This is a genomic window from Paraburkholderia caffeinitolerans, from assembly GCF_902859945.1.
Classification (GTDB): Bacteria; Pseudomonadota; Gammaproteobacteria; order Burkholderiales; family Burkholderiaceae; genus Paraburkholderia; species Paraburkholderia caffeinitolerans.
In genome coordinates, this window is the sequence record NZ_CADIKL010000046.1 from 36,804 (window position 1) to 51,128 (window position 14,325).

At 60.9% G+C, this 14,325-nt stretch carries 14 protein-coding genes; 2 read left to right on the top strand and 12 right to left on the bottom strand.

What is annotated here, in order from left to right; translation table 11 throughout:
• Nucleotides 1-169: 169 nt before the first annotated feature.
• From HV773_RS30985 to HV773_RS31000, 4 genes are all read right to left on the bottom strand, one after another.
• Nucleotides 170-1,255, bottom strand: coding sequence for a porin (locus HV773_RS30985; protein WP_129563942.1), 1,086 nt, complete (start codon nucleotides 1,253-1,255; stop codon nucleotides 170-172).
• Nucleotides 1,256-1,375: 120 nt separating this feature from the next.
• Entirely contained in the window at nucleotides 1,376-2,692 is a 1,317-nt protein-coding gene (locus tag HV773_RS30990; protein ID WP_129563943.1) for an MFS transporter, read from the bottom strand.
• Nucleotides 2,689-3,861, bottom strand: a complete 1,173-nt coding sequence (locus HV773_RS30995) for a M14 family metallopeptidase (RefSeq protein ID WP_129563944.1) — start codon at nucleotides 3,859-3,861, stop codon at nucleotides 2,689-2,691. The genes HV773_RS30990 and HV773_RS30995 overlap by 4 nt, the downstream gene beginning before the upstream one ends.
• A gap of 16 nt (nucleotides 3,862-3,877) precedes the next feature.
• Entirely contained in the window at nucleotides 3,878-4,666 is a 789-nt protein-coding gene (locus HV773_RS31000) for a gamma-glutamyl-gamma-aminobutyrate hydrolase family protein (RefSeq protein ID WP_129563945.1), read from the bottom strand.
• Nucleotides 4,667-4,778: 112 nt separating this feature from the next.
• On the opposite strand from HV773_RS31000, the gene HV773_RS31005 reads away from it, so the two are divergent.
• A complete protein-coding gene (locus HV773_RS31005; RefSeq protein ID WP_129563946.1) occupies nucleotides 4,779-5,690 on the top strand; it encodes a LysR family transcriptional regulator in 912 nt (303 codons plus the stop codon).
• A 72-nt stretch (nucleotides 5,691-5,762) separates the two neighbouring features.
• Here HV773_RS31005 and HV773_RS31010 read toward each other — a convergent pair whose 3' ends face one another.
• The 5 genes from HV773_RS31010 to HV773_RS31030 all read right to left on the bottom strand — a co-directional run bounded on the left by HV773_RS31010 (nucleotide 5,763) and on the right by HV773_RS31030 (nucleotide 11,939).
• Nucleotides 5,763-6,521: an amino acid ABC transporter ATP-binding protein gene (locus HV773_RS31010; RefSeq protein WP_160113514.1), complete on the bottom strand. Its 759-nt coding sequence runs from the start codon at nucleotides 6,519-6,521 to the stop codon at nucleotides 5,763-5,765.
• 14 nt (nucleotides 6,522-6,535) lie between these two features.
• Nucleotides 6,536-7,195 (bottom strand): amino acid ABC transporter permease, encoded by a 660-nt coding sequence (locus tag HV773_RS31015; RefSeq protein ID WP_129563948.1) that lies wholly within the window; start codon nucleotides 7,193-7,195, stop codon nucleotides 6,536-6,538.
• A 10-nt stretch (nucleotides 7,196-7,205) separates the two neighbouring features.
• On the bottom strand, nucleotides 7,206-7,859 hold the full coding sequence (locus tag HV773_RS31020; protein WP_129563949.1) for an amino acid ABC transporter permease: 654 nt from the start codon (nucleotides 7,857-7,859) through the stop codon (nucleotides 7,206-7,208).
• 62 nt (nucleotides 7,860-7,921) lie between these two features.
• Nucleotides 7,922-8,710 (bottom strand): transporter substrate-binding domain-containing protein, encoded by a 789-nt coding sequence (locus tag HV773_RS31025; RefSeq protein WP_129563950.1) that lies wholly within the window; start codon nucleotides 8,708-8,710, stop codon nucleotides 7,922-7,924.
• A gap of 181 nt (nucleotides 8,711-8,891) precedes the next feature.
• Nucleotides 8,892-11,939, bottom strand: coding sequence for an aminotransferase class III-fold pyridoxal phosphate-dependent enzyme (locus HV773_RS31030; protein WP_129563951.1), 3,048 nt, complete (start codon nucleotides 11,937-11,939; stop codon nucleotides 8,892-8,894).
• Between the two features lie 308 nt (nucleotides 11,940-12,247).
• Here HV773_RS31030 and HV773_RS31035 point away from each other — a divergent pair, with 308 nt between their 5' ends.
• Nucleotides 12,248-12,688, top strand: coding sequence for an Lrp/AsnC family transcriptional regulator (locus HV773_RS31035; RefSeq protein WP_129563952.1), 441 nt, complete (start codon nucleotides 12,248-12,250; stop codon nucleotides 12,686-12,688).
• 88 nt (nucleotides 12,689-12,776) lie between these two features.
• Here HV773_RS31035 and wrbA read toward each other — a convergent pair whose 3' ends face one another.
• The 3 genes from wrbA to HV773_RS31050 all read right to left on the bottom strand — a co-directional run bounded on the left by wrbA (nucleotide 12,777) and on the right by HV773_RS31050 (nucleotide 14,305).
• Nucleotides 12,777-13,376: an NAD(P)H:quinone oxidoreductase gene (wrbA, locus tag HV773_RS31040; RefSeq protein WP_129563953.1), complete on the bottom strand. Its 600-nt coding sequence runs from the start codon at nucleotides 13,374-13,376 to the stop codon at nucleotides 12,777-12,779.
• A gap of 65 nt (nucleotides 13,377-13,441) precedes the next feature.
• Nucleotides 13,442-13,807, bottom strand: a complete 366-nt coding sequence (locus tag HV773_RS31045) for a nuclear transport factor 2 family protein (RefSeq protein ID WP_129563954.1) — start codon at nucleotides 13,805-13,807, stop codon at nucleotides 13,442-13,444.
• Nucleotides 13,808-13,882: 75 nt separating this feature from the next.
• Nucleotides 13,883-14,305 carry a DoxX family protein gene (locus HV773_RS31050; protein ID WP_129563955.1) on the bottom strand — a complete coding sequence of 141 codons (423 nt, stop codon included), beginning with the start codon at nucleotides 14,303-14,305 and terminating at the stop codon, nucleotides 13,883-13,885.
• Nucleotides 14,306-14,325 lie beyond the last annotated feature (20 nt).

A 14,325-nucleotide genomic window follows, 5' to 3' on the forward strand; every position in this document is an offset into this window, starting at 1 on the left:
AAGGACGCTTCGTCTGCGTGCTTGATGCGCCATTCGTTGAGTCAAACCTGAACGCCCCTATCACGTGAGTTAGCGGCCGTCGCTAAGCAAATTTCAGCCCCAACGGTTGGGGCCGCCGCTGGAGAGGGGCGAGGACCGTCGGGCTCTCTCGAACAGACACTTCACGCGATCAGAAGAAGTAACGAAGGCCGACACGGGAAACGAATTGCTTGTCTGTCGATGACGGCCCCATTGCCGCAATCGAAGCCACCGTACCATTCGCTCCGCCAGCCTTCTGGCCCGCGAGTTCGAGATAGACACTGGTTCTCTTCGAGAGCAGGTAGGCAGCAGCCAGGTTGAGCGAATACCAGTGGGAACTTTCAAGCTTGTCGTAGGCGACATGCGCAGAAAGATCGACGTCCGGCAGCGGAAAATAATCGCCGCCAAGATGCACGACCTGGTCGGTCGCCGACTGACCATTCAGCTCAAGCCTCGTGTTCGTGTAGATCGCGGAAGCGCGCCAGTTGCCGAACGTATACATGCCTGCCGCTCCGAGGATGCGCTGGTTGTCCACCAGCAGCACGGTCGTCGGCGTCAGGCTCCGGCCGAGCAACTCGGGCGCGCCCGTCGCTCCAGCCTGTATTTGCACCTTGTTGATGTCCGTGACCACCAGCCCGGCCATGAATGGGCCGTACGTATACTGAAGATTTGCACTGTATGCGCGACCGACATTGGTCGACGAGGCGCCTGCGTTCTGCCCGAACGCATACATCGCGCCGAAACTCAGTCCACCGAAGCTCGCGCTGTTGAACTGCACGGCGTTGTTGAGCCGCTCGCCCGATGCACGATCAAGATCGGCATTCTGGAAGAGCATGATCCCGGTGTTCAGATACGGAACCATGTACCGTTCGAGTTGCAGCGTGTAGTCGTACTGGCGACCGAGATAGACATCACCGATGCCGGCTTTCCCAAGGCCGACGTACGCCTGCTTGCCGAAGATCAGACCTTGTCCCATTGCGCCGCTGTTCAGGGAGAATCCGTTCTCCAGTTTGAAGACCGAGTGCAAACCGCCACCAAGATCCTCGGTTCCTGTGAAGCCAAGCGCATTTGCCTTGTTGATGCCATCCTGCATTTTGACGACCGACTTGCCGCCGACGTTGTTGATATAGCTAATGCCGTTGTCGACGCTACCGTAGATCGTTACTGAAGATTGAGCGAACGTGCTGGCGCAAATTGACTGGAGCATCAGCATTGCAGCGATGTGGTGTCTCTTCATTTGTATTATCGAATTTCAATGATTCTTGAAAAAGCGCGACGCCGCAGGCCGGCCTCACGCTCGCCTGATTACTTCTGCGCAAAAGGGATAAAAAGGGAAGGCCGCCTTGCGGCCTGTACATCAATTGCCGATGCGGCGATTGCGGGTCTCGGGCAGCAGGAATGTCGCGAGGAGGCTGACGATGCTGGTTGCCACCACGTAGTAAGCGGGAGCCAGCGTGCTATGGGTCACTGAGATGATCCAGGTCACCACAAGCTGCGTGGTTCCGCCAAAGAAGGCTGTGCCCACGCCATAGGTAATCGCGATGCCTGTACTCCGATAATGCGCCGGCAGGAGCTCCGGAATGGCAACCAGGCCCGCGGTGGCGCTGGCCGCCGTAAGCGATGCCAGCACGGCGGTCCCGGCCAGAAGGCTCATCGCTCCCGGTGCGGCATTGAGCCACCAGAACATCGGTACGATCACAATGGCCAGCGCGACTCGCGGCGCAATCATGGCGAACTTTCGGCCCACGGCATCGCAAACAACGCCGCCAATCAGACCGAAAACAAACGTCAGCGCTCCGCCAACCAGTACGCTCATCTGCGCGAGCGTGGCGGGTAACTTCAGCACCTGGATGGCATAGGTCGTCATGTAATTGCCGACCTGCGAAGACACCGCACCGGCGAGCAGAATCAGGGCCCCGAGGACGATGTAGCGCAGCGTGCCGGAACCACGGCTTGCGTCACGCTGGACGGTTGATCGCTTCGAATCCTGCTCGAGCGTTTCCGGAATGTTCCGGCGAATGTACATCGCAACAGGGACCAGCAGGAGGCTGAACATGAAGGGAATCCGCCATCCCCAGCTAGCGAGTTGCGCCGTGCTGAGCAGCAGCGAGACCGTTACGCCGATCACGCCACCCGCCGTGACAGCCATGCCCTGGCTGGCAAGCTGCCAGCTCGCGTAGAATCCACGCCGATTGGAAGGTGCGGCTTCGATAAGGAGTGCCGTCGAAGGGCCGACTTCGCCACCGAGTGCAAAGCCCTGCACCAGGCGGCACATCACCACGATTACGGGCGCCGCCACACCGATTGTCGAATAGCCCGGCGTCGCGGCAAGACCCAGGGTGCCCACGGTAATCAGGACAACGGTAAGAATCATTGCCGGCTTGCGCCCCGCGCGGTCCGCATATCTGCCGATCACGACCGCACCGAGCGGGCGCATCAGAAAGCCGACGCCGAACGTCGCCAGCGAAGCCAGCAGGCTGCCGAATTCTCCTTCAGCCGGAAAGAAGGCCTTACCGATATAAACCGCAAAAAATGCGTAGATGACGAAGTCGAAGAACTCGAGCGCATTGCCGGCTACCGCCCCTGCCACGGCCGAGCGACTGAGCGTTGGCGGTTTGTGGCACACCGCCTCGCCGTCGCTCAAGCGGGCTTCAAGCGTACTTGGGGTAGTCATCTCAGGTCTCCTATGTTGTTTTGCTCGACGGCACCGCGCGCGAGCGGCTCATGATTGCCGAGCTCTGGCAGCAAGCCCCTTTGCAGACCGTTGAGTGCCTGCAGATAAACCTCACGCCCTTGCACCCAGACCGCAAGTTTCCAATCGTCGTGCTCCGGGTAGAACGCTCGTTTGAGTGCTGCCTTGATCGTGTTGCGCTTTGCGTTGTCGGTGCAACCATAGCGATGCAGCCAATGTTCCGCGCGCATCGCGTGCACGACTTCGTCCATGGCGTAGGTGCCGAATTCGAGACATACGTTCGTCTGCGCCGCATCTGGGCACTCCTCTGAGAGCGCTGCCTGAATGGGGCCACTGAGCGGAATGCTCACCGACGTTCCGGTGGCTACCGAAGTCATGTTGTCCCCCCACCACTGTCGCGAGCGGGCCAGCGTGACGGGATTGTCCGGCGCCGCGAAAATGCGTTCCCCCACGCCATAGGGGCCAAGTCCGGTGTGGATATCGATCGAGCCGATATGCCGGCTCCCCACGGCATATTTGCGCAGGATGCTGCGGAACGTCGAGTTGCTCCAGGTGGGCGCCACGCCGCCGAAGTGCAGGCCATCTTCGAACGCGTACTGGCCGAGCGCTACAGCACGCTGGAAGCCACGCACGCCGACGCGCTCGCGATATGCATTCAGCAAGATCTCGTTTGCGTTTTGTGGTGGCCAGTCACGCGGCAGTAGCAAGTCGTGAATTTCCGCGTAGCCGGCGTTGTCCGGGAGAGTCGTTGAGAAGTCCACAAAATTTCGATTCAAATCGACGTTTTCCTGGGTCGCCCGGCGCGTGTGCGAAAAGCCGTACGGATTGACGGCGTGCACGTGCAGAACTGCCGCGCTCCGCGCATCGAACGGAGCCTTCGCGCCAGGATCGAGCTCAAGGAGACCTGTTTGGATCGCAGAGCCGCAGTAGCCTTCCACGCCATGGCATCCGCTGATCACGATCAGAAGGTTGGACGCGTCGCTCGGCCCATCCAGCACCACGTCGGTTGCCAGCCTTTCCCCGTCTGCGCCGCGTAACGGCAATTCGTATGAGTCGACGCTCAGGCCGCGTCGGGATGCTGCGCCGAGGAACTTTTCACGAGCCTCGGCGTAGCTGCTGCTAAACAGCTTGCTGATGTTTTGTTGTGCCACGATGGGTCGGAACGATTCAGGCAGGGATGGGGGATCGCAGGCGTTGCGCTTGCCGGATTCGGCAGGCGTCGCCAAACGAGGTAAAGATCGCGCGCGCTAGCGGACTGTCGTCGACGCGCATTTCTGGGTGCCATTGAACGCCCAGCGTAAATTGCGCGGCCGACTCGACCGATATCGCTTCGACCAGGTCATCTGGCGCCCTCGCTTCGACGCGCAGCCCCGCACCCAGCCTGTCCACACCTTGATGGTGCAGAGAGTTGACCATGGCAGTGGCGCGGCCGGCCAATTGCTCGAGGCGCCCTCCAGGGACGATCGCGATCTCGTGACGATCCTCGTACCAGTGCTCCACCGGTCGGTCGTGGTCGCCTTCCCGATGATCGAGACGGCCGGGCTGATCATGAACCGCCCGCTCGAGCGTCCCGCCGAAAGCGACGTTGAGTTCCTGAAAACCGCGACAGATGCCAAGGAAGGGCACGCCCGCTTCGAGAACCTTTGGCAGCAGCGAAAGGGCAACGTCGTCGCGGGCGAAGTCGACATGGACGGACGCGGGCAACGGCGGCGCGCCATAGCGCTCTGCCGCGATGTTGGAAGGACTGCCAGTGAGGAGAAAGCCATCGATCGAGTTGATCAGCGTTTCAGCATCCACGCCTTCCGCGTGCGCCGGGACGACGATGGGAAATACGTTCGCAACCCGGGCAAGGGCATGCACGTAGCCTTCGAGTACGCCATGCGCCGCGTGCTTTTGGCGCTCGAAGCGATCGGCCACGATGGCAACGACGGGTTTAAGGGAATTCGAGTAATTCATTTCTGCCGCAAGACTCCAGGGAGGTTAGAAGCAGTCTAGGTGGCTGATTTAATGATGTAAATTGCATAATTAATTGAGTTATCATGCAAGTACTGCAAGTGAAGGCTCAAGTATGAACAGTCGCCAACTTCGCCATTTTCTGGCCCTTTTACAGGAGGGCTCGCTGAGCGCTGCGGCAACCAGTGTTTTCCTCAGTCAGCCCGCGCTGTCACGAAGCGTGCGCGCGTTGGAGGAATCACTTGGGGTGCCCCTTTTTGATCGCAGTGAGCGACGGCTCAAGCCCACCGTCTATGCCTGGGCGTTTGCGGAACGGGCGCGGCGCATTGTTTTCGAAGAGCAGGAAGGCATACGGGCTCTCGAATTGATGCGTTCGGGTGACGCAGGCACGTTGTCGTACGGAATGGGTGCGTCGCTAGCAAGCGTCTTGCTCAAGCCGATGATGCTCGAACTGCTAGGGGCTTCGCCGCAGCTGAAGCAGCGTTCTGTCGTTGAATCGTCGGACCGGTTAATGCAGCTCTTGCTGGAAGAGCAGCTCGATTTCTTCGTCGGTGACATCAGGGTCGCCGCTTGTCATCCCGATACGGTCATCGAGCCGATTTATCGCTGCAGCTTTGGCTGGTACGCACGCACGGCGCATCCACTGGCAACGCTGCCAAAGGTCACGATAGACGATTTAAAGAGATTCCCGCTGATTGCGACTGGCTATCTGGAGGAGTCGCTCGCGCGCCGCTTCTTGGAGTTGTACGGGCTCGCCGAGCCGTTTGTCGATCACTTCGCCATGGTCGTGGGCGATATGCCCGCCGTGCAGGACGTTGTCACGTCAACCGATGCAGTGCTGCCATCGACAGACTTTGCGATGCTCGCCAGTCAGCGCGCAGGGCGTGTTGTCACGCTCCATGTCATGCCATTGCTCGACATGGAGCTTACGCTTGGGATCGTTCGCCTCAAAGGGCGGACGCTTATTCCGGCAGCCGAGCGGGCATTCGCCATCGTGCGGGAGCGCCTGACACAGGCTCACGGTTAAGCGGGTTTTTCGAAGGTACGGTCCGAAATCAGTCGCCCTTACTCTGGCACCCTCCGATCGGCGAGGCGCACCTCATCGCCTCGCCGATACCGCAAGATGGTTCTTCAAAAACGCACGTGTCCGGTCCTGCCGAGGATCGCAAAGCAATTGATCCGGCGGCCCTTCCTCAACCACCACCCCACGATCCATAAACATGATCTTGTCGGCAACCTCGCCGGCAAAGCGCATTTCATGCGTGACGATCAGCATGGTCATATTCTCAGCGGCCAGTTGCTTCATAACCGCATTCACCTCGTCAACCAGCTCCGGGTCCAGCGCCGAAGTCGCTTCGTCGAACAGCATGACTTTGGGTTGCATCGCCAATGATCGCGTAATGGCGACACGCTGCTTTTGCCCTCCAGACAATTGCGAAGGGTAGGCATCGATTTTATTGGCGAGCCCTACCTTCGAGAGCAATTTCAGCGCAAGCTCACGAGCGGCGTCCTTGTTCATGCCCTTGAGCTTGACTGGACCCAGAATGATATTTTCCAGCACGGTCAAATGCGGAAACAGATTGAAGTGCTGAAACACCATGCCCATCTGCTGCCGCACCGCGTTGATATGCTTTTCGAACGCGCGGCCCGTTAGCGGTTGATTCACCTGCAGGCCGTCGAGCCACACCTCGCCCTGATTCAGGGTCTCCAGATGGTTGATCGAGCGAAGCAGCGTGCTTTTTCCCGACCCGCTCGGCCCGATGATCGCGACGATCTGGCCACGCGAAACGGAAAGATCGATTCCCTTCAGGACTTCCACCGCGCCATACGCTTTACGGGCGTCCTTCACTTCAACCATGGGTTGCAATGCGCTCATCGCGTCACCTCGATATTTTTTTCCACTCGCCGCAGCCCGGATTCCATCGCCAGATTGCACAGGTAATAAAGCACGGCGACGCTTAGATAAAATTCAAACGGACTGAACGTGTCGCTAATGGCGTGTTGCGCGCTATTGACGAGTTCGGCAATGCCGAGAACCGAAACCAGCGACGAATCCTTCAACAGGACAATCATGTTGTTGCCGATGGGCGCAATGGTTTTGCGAACCGCTTGCGGAATCACGATATGGAGCAGCGTGCGTCCACGGCCAAAACCGATCGAGCGTGCGGCCTCGGTCTGGCCATGATCGACCGACACGATGCCCGCGCGGATCACGTCCGCGTTATACGCCGCAAAATGCAGGCTGAGCCCGATGATGCCGGCGCCAAAAGCGGGAATGTCGATGCCAATTTGCGCGAGCCCGAAGTAAATCAGAAAGAGCTGGAGCAAAAGCGGCGTGCCCATGAACAGCCAGATGAAAAGGCGCACCGGATAGCGCACGAAGCCGGGCGCGTACAGCACGGCAAGCGCGAACACAATGCCGAAAACCAGGCTCAGGAACGACGACATGACGGTGAGGATCACCGTCCACATCAGGCCCTTGAGAAGCAGCCCGGTGTAGGGAAAGACGATACTGAAATCGAGTGGTGACATCCGTGCTTCCTCAGCGGGGTGCGAAGCGTTTGTCGAGCAGATCGACGACCCGCGCCACGACGTAGATGATGATCATGTACAGGACGGCCGCAATCGCGAAGATTTCGAATGGCTTGTAGGTGGAGCCGATATAGCGTTGCGCGGTATAGGTCAGCTCGACCACGGACACGGTTGAAACCAGTGCCGATCCCTTGATGAGCCCGATCGTGTTGACGCCGAGCGGCCGTATCATCAGCCGGGCCGCCTGAGGCAAGACGATGAACCACATCGTTTGCGCGCGCGACAGCCCGATCGAGCGCGCGGCTTCGATGTGTCCGCGCTCGACATTCACGATCGCGCCGCGAATGGACTCCGACATGTAAGCGGCAATGTTCAGGCCCAGCGCGATATACCCGGCGGTGAAGGGATCGAGGTTCAACCCGATCTGCGTGCCGCCGAAATAGAGAATGAAGAGCTGAACCAGATTGGGCGTGCCGCGAAAGATGCTGACGTACGTGGTGGAAAGCGTGCGCAGGACCCGGTTATCCGAAAGGCGTCCGGCCACCAGCACGACGGCCACGACGAGCCCAATCAACAGCGCAAGCGCCGAAATCTGCACGGTTACCCAGGCCGCCTCCAGAAAAAACGGCAGGGTTCGTAGCATCAAGGTCATTGCAAGATCCATGAAAATCTCCAGGGGCGCACTCGACCGGCCCGCAGCGGCGGGGGCCGGTCATGCAAGAACGCTCAGCGAATATCGCTGCCGATCCACTTCTTGGAGATTTTTTCGTAGGTACCGTCGGCCTTCATGTCGTCGAGCGCCTTTTGCAACGCCACCTTGAACTCGGGATTGCCCTTGCGGACTGCGATGCCGATGCTGTCCGGTGCGGCTTGCGCACTGGTGATCGTGAGCATCCTGACCTTCTGGCCGGTTTCCTTCACCGCGACCATGACCGGCACGCTGTCCATGACGATGGCGTCGATACGGCCGCTCTGAAGCTCCATCAACATCTCGGGCAGGCCCTTGTAGGTGCGCACGGTCCAGCCGTCCTGGGCCTGCGCCCACTTGTCGTTGGTGTCGCCGAGAATCACGCCGACGGTCTTGCCCTTGAGTTGATCGATTTTCTGAACGGGAGAATTCGCGGAGACCACGGCAACGCGTTCGACGTGGTAGTACGGGCCCACGAAGTCCACGGCTTTTTCGCGCGCGGGAGTGATCGTCATCGAGGCAACCACGATGTCGTATTTCTTCGCCAGCAGGCCGCCGATGATGCCGTCGAAAGGCGCCGTCACAATGACGGGCTTGAGCTTCAATCGGTTGGCGAGTTCCTCGCCGATCGAGGCGTCAAAGCCGACGATCTCGTTCTTGTCGTTGGCGAAGCTGAACGGCGGGTATTGGCCGCTCATCGCGATGCGAAGCTCGCCGGTGCTCTTCAGTGTCTGGAGTTCGTCGGCCACGGCGGCGGAGTGAACGGAAAACGACAGCGCGACAGCCGTCGTTGCCATCGAGATCAGGCGCTTGAGATTGAGAATCATGGAAGTCGTCTCCTCCAGTATTGATTGTTTGTCTATGCCAAGCCTGTAAGTCGTGAAAATCTTGACATAGTTCTAGTGGGCGGACACCCGGCAATGTGTCCGCAGATCGGAATTTGCGTCGGAACTGACCGGCATATTGCCGGTTCGGCTGCCGCCCGGCGGTAGCCACAGATCACCTTCGTTAGCGCAGCGCGGCTTCGATGCTGTCGCCGAGCACACTGAGCAAATGGTCCGCGTTGGCGCGGCTGAAGATCATCGACGGGCGCATTTTCAGCACGTTGTCGAAGGGGCCTTCCGTGCCCATCAGCACGCCGCGCTCGCGTGCGCCGTCGCAGATCTGCTTCGCGAGGGCCGTCGCGGGTTCGCGGGTCTTGCGGTCCAGCACCAGTTCGATGCCGAGGAACAGGCCTTGCCCGCGCACGTCGCCGATGACTTCGTAGCGCTGTTGCATGGCGCGGAAGCCATCGAGCAGGTAGTTCCCGACTTCGAGCGCGTTGCGCTGCAGACCGTCGCGTTCAATCACATCGAGCACGGCGAGACCCGCGGCGCACGACACCGGATTGCCCGCAAAGGTGTTGAAGTATTCCATGCCATTGTTGAAGCTGTCAGCCACCTCGCGCGTGGTGACGAGCGCGGCCATCGGATGACCGTTGCCGATGGGCTTGCCCATGGTGACGATATCGGGCACCACGCCTTGCATTTCGAAGGCCCACCAGTGGCTGCCGACACGGCCGAAGCCGACCTGCACTTCGTCGGCGACGCACAGGCCGCCGGCGGCGCGCACCATCGCGTAGACCTCTTGCAGATAACCATCGGGCAAGAAAATCTGCCCCGCCACGCTGGGAATGGATTCGGCCAGAAACAGCGCGGGCTTGCGGCCCAGCTTTTTCATTGCGTCGATCTGTTCGGCGACGCTCTGCGCGAAACGCTTGCCATGCTCTTCGAGCGGCCAGTCCGCTGGCGCGCGGTAGCTGTCGGGAATATCGGCCTGGAATACGTGGTCAGGTTTGCCCTTGCCGCCCTTGCTTTTGTACTTGTACGGGCTCAGATCGATCAGCTCCTGGGTGTTGCCGTGATAGGCCCAGTCGAGCACCAGCGCATCGCGGTTGCCGGTATGGTTGCGCGCCATGCGCAGCATCAAGCTGTTCGCTTCGCTGCCCGAGCACGCGAACGAGGCCACCGAAAGCCCTGCGGGCAGCGTGGCGGTCAGGCGCTCCGCGTAAGTAACGATCGTGTCGTGCAGATAGCGCGTGTTGGTATTGAGGATCGCGGCTTGCCGCGTGATGGCCTCCACAACATCGGGATGCGCATGGCCGAGATGGCAGACATTGTTGAAGCAGTCGAGATAGGCGCGGCCGCGATGATCGATCAACCAGACGCCGTCGCCGCGCACGAACTTGATCGGCTCCGCATACGAAATCGATAGATTGGGCAGCAGCACGGCCTTGCGGCGCTCGACGAGTTCGGCGCGCGTGCGTCCCGTCTGTTTGAATGCCTCGGGCGGAATGCCGGCCAGCGCGGCAACATCGGGAAAGATATCGGCCCAGACATCGAGGTAGGCAGTCTCGCCCACGCCCAGCACTTCGGTGGCCGACAAGCTCACGTCCGTCGACACCTGGAAATGCAGATGCGGGGTCCAGCCGCCGTTCTCGTCGCTTCTGCCCATGTGGCCGACGAGATCGCCCGCGGCCAGCTTCTGGCCCGTCTTCAGGCGCGCGAGCGCTTCGTGTCCCATGTGCCCCCAGAGCGTGACGAAAGGCGGGCAGCCTTGCGGCTCGTGCAGGAGCGTGATCAGCCCGCCGTAGTCCTGCGGCTCGGGCGCGATCTGAACGCTGCGCACCGTGGCGTCGAGCGGCGTGTAGACCGCGGTGCCGGCCGGCATGAACAGATCGACACCCAGATGATGGACGCGATGCTGGCCGCTGATGAATCGCGATTCGAACGCCGCATTGCGGTAGACCGTGCGCTTTTCGCCCCACGGTCCCACGCCTAGCTGAATATGATGGCGCTCGCAGAAGTCCTTCCACCACGCGGTGGATTGGTCGGGACGCTGCGCGGCCGAGTCGATCGTCATCTCGTGCGAGGCATCGCCGTACGGAACGAGGGCCTTGGTCAAGGTGGCCGGATGCGGACGCACGATCGGGGCGAAGTGTCGGGTGTTGGCGGCAATCCAGCGGCGCGTGGCTCCCGCGCCTTCCACTGCGTCGAACCCGCAAGCCTTGCGCAGAATGGCCGTGGCGAAGCGCGGATTCATCGCGTCGAGCCGGTGCAGCAGCCGCCACGCGGGCGCCTCGCTGATCGCGAGATAGGGGTTGTCTTGCGTGCGGTCGTGGCGCGATGCCGAGAAGGTCACGCTGATCACGAGCCGCATGGCGATGAGATCGAACAGAACATCGACCTCTTCCGGCAGAAGCGGATACTGCTCGTGAAACCCGGCCACCAGCGCGCCCGCTGCGCCGATCGGATCTTCGGTGTCGAGGATCGAGTAGGCGCATGCAATCGCCACGTCCGCAATCAGCACCGTATGCACGGCGTCGCCGAAGTCGATCAATCCGGCGATTTTGCTGTGATCGGCTTCGTCGACCAGCACGTTCCAGTCGTTGGCATCGTTATGGACGACCTGGGCGCGCAGGCGCGGCAGCTTTGGCGCTACGTGGTTTTCGAAGCGCGCGATAAAGCGTTCGAGCATCGAGCGCTTCTCGTCATCGCGCACGAAGTGCAAACGCGTGCGTGCCCGGGCTGCGTGCCGGACGTCCCAATCCAGATTGCGCAACGCACCGGGATGGATGAACCCCTGCAAGGCGCGATCGAGATCGCCCATCGCACGGCCGAGATTGCGCAACAGGTCGAAGCTGCGCTCGACCGTGGCCAGCGGCGTGCCCGGAATCCATTTCGCGAGCCGCACGGCGTGCTCTTCGCCGGTCGAAGACATCGTCGACGCCAGCAGTTTGCCGGACAGGCTCGGCTTCAGGTACGGGACGAGCATGCTCGAACCGGCCTCGTTGAGGTGGTGCAGCAGCGCCGTCTGGAGTTCGCTCTCGACCTTCGGTTCGCTGGCGTTCACGACCTTCAGAATCCAGTCCGCGCCAGTTCCCGTTTTCAGACGGAAGTTCCGGTCCCGCTCGCCATCGAGCAAGGAAGCTGTTGCTGTCACGCCGAAAATTTCTTGGCTGAGCTTTTCGGCGTCGGCGACAGTGTAGTGAGGTGCGGGACGAGAGAGATCGGTCATATCGTGCTTCCAGCGTGGATTGGCAAAAGGCGCGTTTAGAACGGTGATAATCAGGAATCCGTATTTAAAGTCATGCGCAGACTCGGAAGTCGTGGGAAGACGCCCGGGCAAAGCGGACCGGTCGGCGAGTCAGGCCGAGGCCAACGGCTTGCCGGGAAGCGCCCCGGCCGGGCCGGCGCTATGTTGAACGCGCATCCTGACCGTATGTTGGCATGCGATGGGTTTTACGACATCATGTATGTTGCCGGAATGCCCGGCAGAATGTCGGAATGAACCGGCATGTATTCGGTGGACAGGAAAGGTGCCTGATGCGTGAGCTTGATGCAACTGATCGTGAGATTCTGACTGTCCTCTCCAAGGACGCCCGCATTGCATTGAAGGCATTGGCGGCCCGCATCGGGCTGTCGCGCAGCGCCACGAGCGAGCGCGTCGCCAATCTCGAGAGGAGCGGTGTGATACGGGGCTATCGCGCGGACATCGGCGAGATCAACCCCAATGTGATTCGCGCGATTCTGATGGTGAGCCTCAAGCGGACCCCGGCGAATCAACTGCTCGACATGCTGGCGGAGCAGCCGGAAGTCAGGCGCGTGTCGTCGGTCAGTGGCGAACTGGATCTGATCGTGGAGATCGAGGCGGGCAATATCGACGGCCTCAATCGTGTCCGTGACTGGGTCGCGAACTATGAGACGGTTGATGACCTGACGACGTCGATTGTCTTGCGGCGCGATATCGACCGGGAAATGCGCTGATTCTTGTGGTCGTTTTTGATTGCGCGCGCATGCCGGGTGGTGGGGGAACGGGCCGGTCAGGCAGACTGACCGGCCTTTTGCATTCCGGTTAGCCGAACAGCTTGTTTGCCGTTTTGGCGATCAACTCGCCTTGATGCCGCGCCCCGGCAAGCTCGATTTCAGTCGGCTGGCGCTGGCCTTGTCCGCCGGCAATGGTCGTCGCGCCATAGGGTGCGCCGCCGACAATCTCATCCAACGTCATCTGCCCCTGGTGGCTGTACGGCAGGCCCACGATCGTCATGCCGAAGTGCAGCAGGTTGGTGATGACCGAAAACAGCGTGGTTTCCTGCCCGCCGTGCTGGGAGGCCGTCGACGTGAACGCGCCGCCCACCTTGCCATTGAGCGCGCCGCTCATCCACAGGCCGCCCGCCTGATCGAGGAACGCCGCCATTTGCGAAGAGATGCGGCCGAAACGCGTGGGCGTGCCCACGACGATCGCATCGTAGTTGGCGAGTTCGGCGACGGTCGCCACCGGCGCCTGCTGATCGAGCTTGAAATACGCGCCCTTGGCGATTTCTTCGGGCACGGTTTCCGGCACGCGCTTGATGTCGACCGTTGCGCCGGCCGAGCGCGCGCCTTCGGCTATGGCGCCGGCGAGCGTTTCGATGTGCCCATACGATGAGTAATACAGCACCAGGACTTTGGACATTTGCCACTCCTTTTGCATGGTTGCGGCGAAACCGCGGTGGGAAAGCGAGGGAAGCAGTAATGCTGCTACGTCGGCGTTGAATCCAGAAAGACGTAGAGTGCCTCAATTTTGCCGTCGCGGACCGTGACGACGTCCACGCCCGTGTACTCGGGCGCCCCGCCGCGCGGACCGGAGCCCCAGGCGAGGCGGCCTGCGCTCGCGAGCGCCTGGGCCTTGCTGTGCGGCGTGTAGGCAAAATGCGGGTGGGTGGCGCGAAGTTCGCCGGCGAACTGGTCGAGCGCATCATGTCCGACGAACGAGCCCGCCGGCGTGTGGATCACACAGTCTTCGGTATAGAGCGCCTCGATGGCCGCGCGGCGACGTTTAGCGTCACCCTCGCCAAAGACTTCCTGAAGATTGCGATAAAGCAGTTCATGAATGCGTTCGCTCATGACGTTTCCTTTACGGTTTCCATCGATCGAAGCAGCCGGCGGGCCGGGACACGGTCAACCGGCCCGCGCGGCTTCTCAACTGGCTCGAAGCGTTGCCGTGCGCGGGGCCGGGCGTGCGAGCCGCGCGTCCAGACTGAATGCGCCCGCGCCGAAGTAGACGATCTGCAGCAAGCCGCCCGCCATCATCACGTTCTTCAGGAAGTGAATCATCTGGTTCTGGTCGGCGAAGTGGTGGTGGAAGGCGAGGGCAGTTGCCAGCGAGAACAGCGCCATCACCAGCGCCACGCCGCGCGCGCGATAACCCGAGATCAGCAGCAGTCCGCCACCCACTTCAACGATCACGGCGATGAGATACGCAAGCGGTGGAACCGGCAGCCCGACCGCCGCGATATAGCCGACGGTGGCGGAGTACGCAGCGAGTTTGCCGAGCCCGCTCATCAGGAACGGCGCGCCGATCAAAACACGCCCCAGCAAGGGAAGAAACTTATAGCTATCCATGACACTCTCCAAAAATTTAA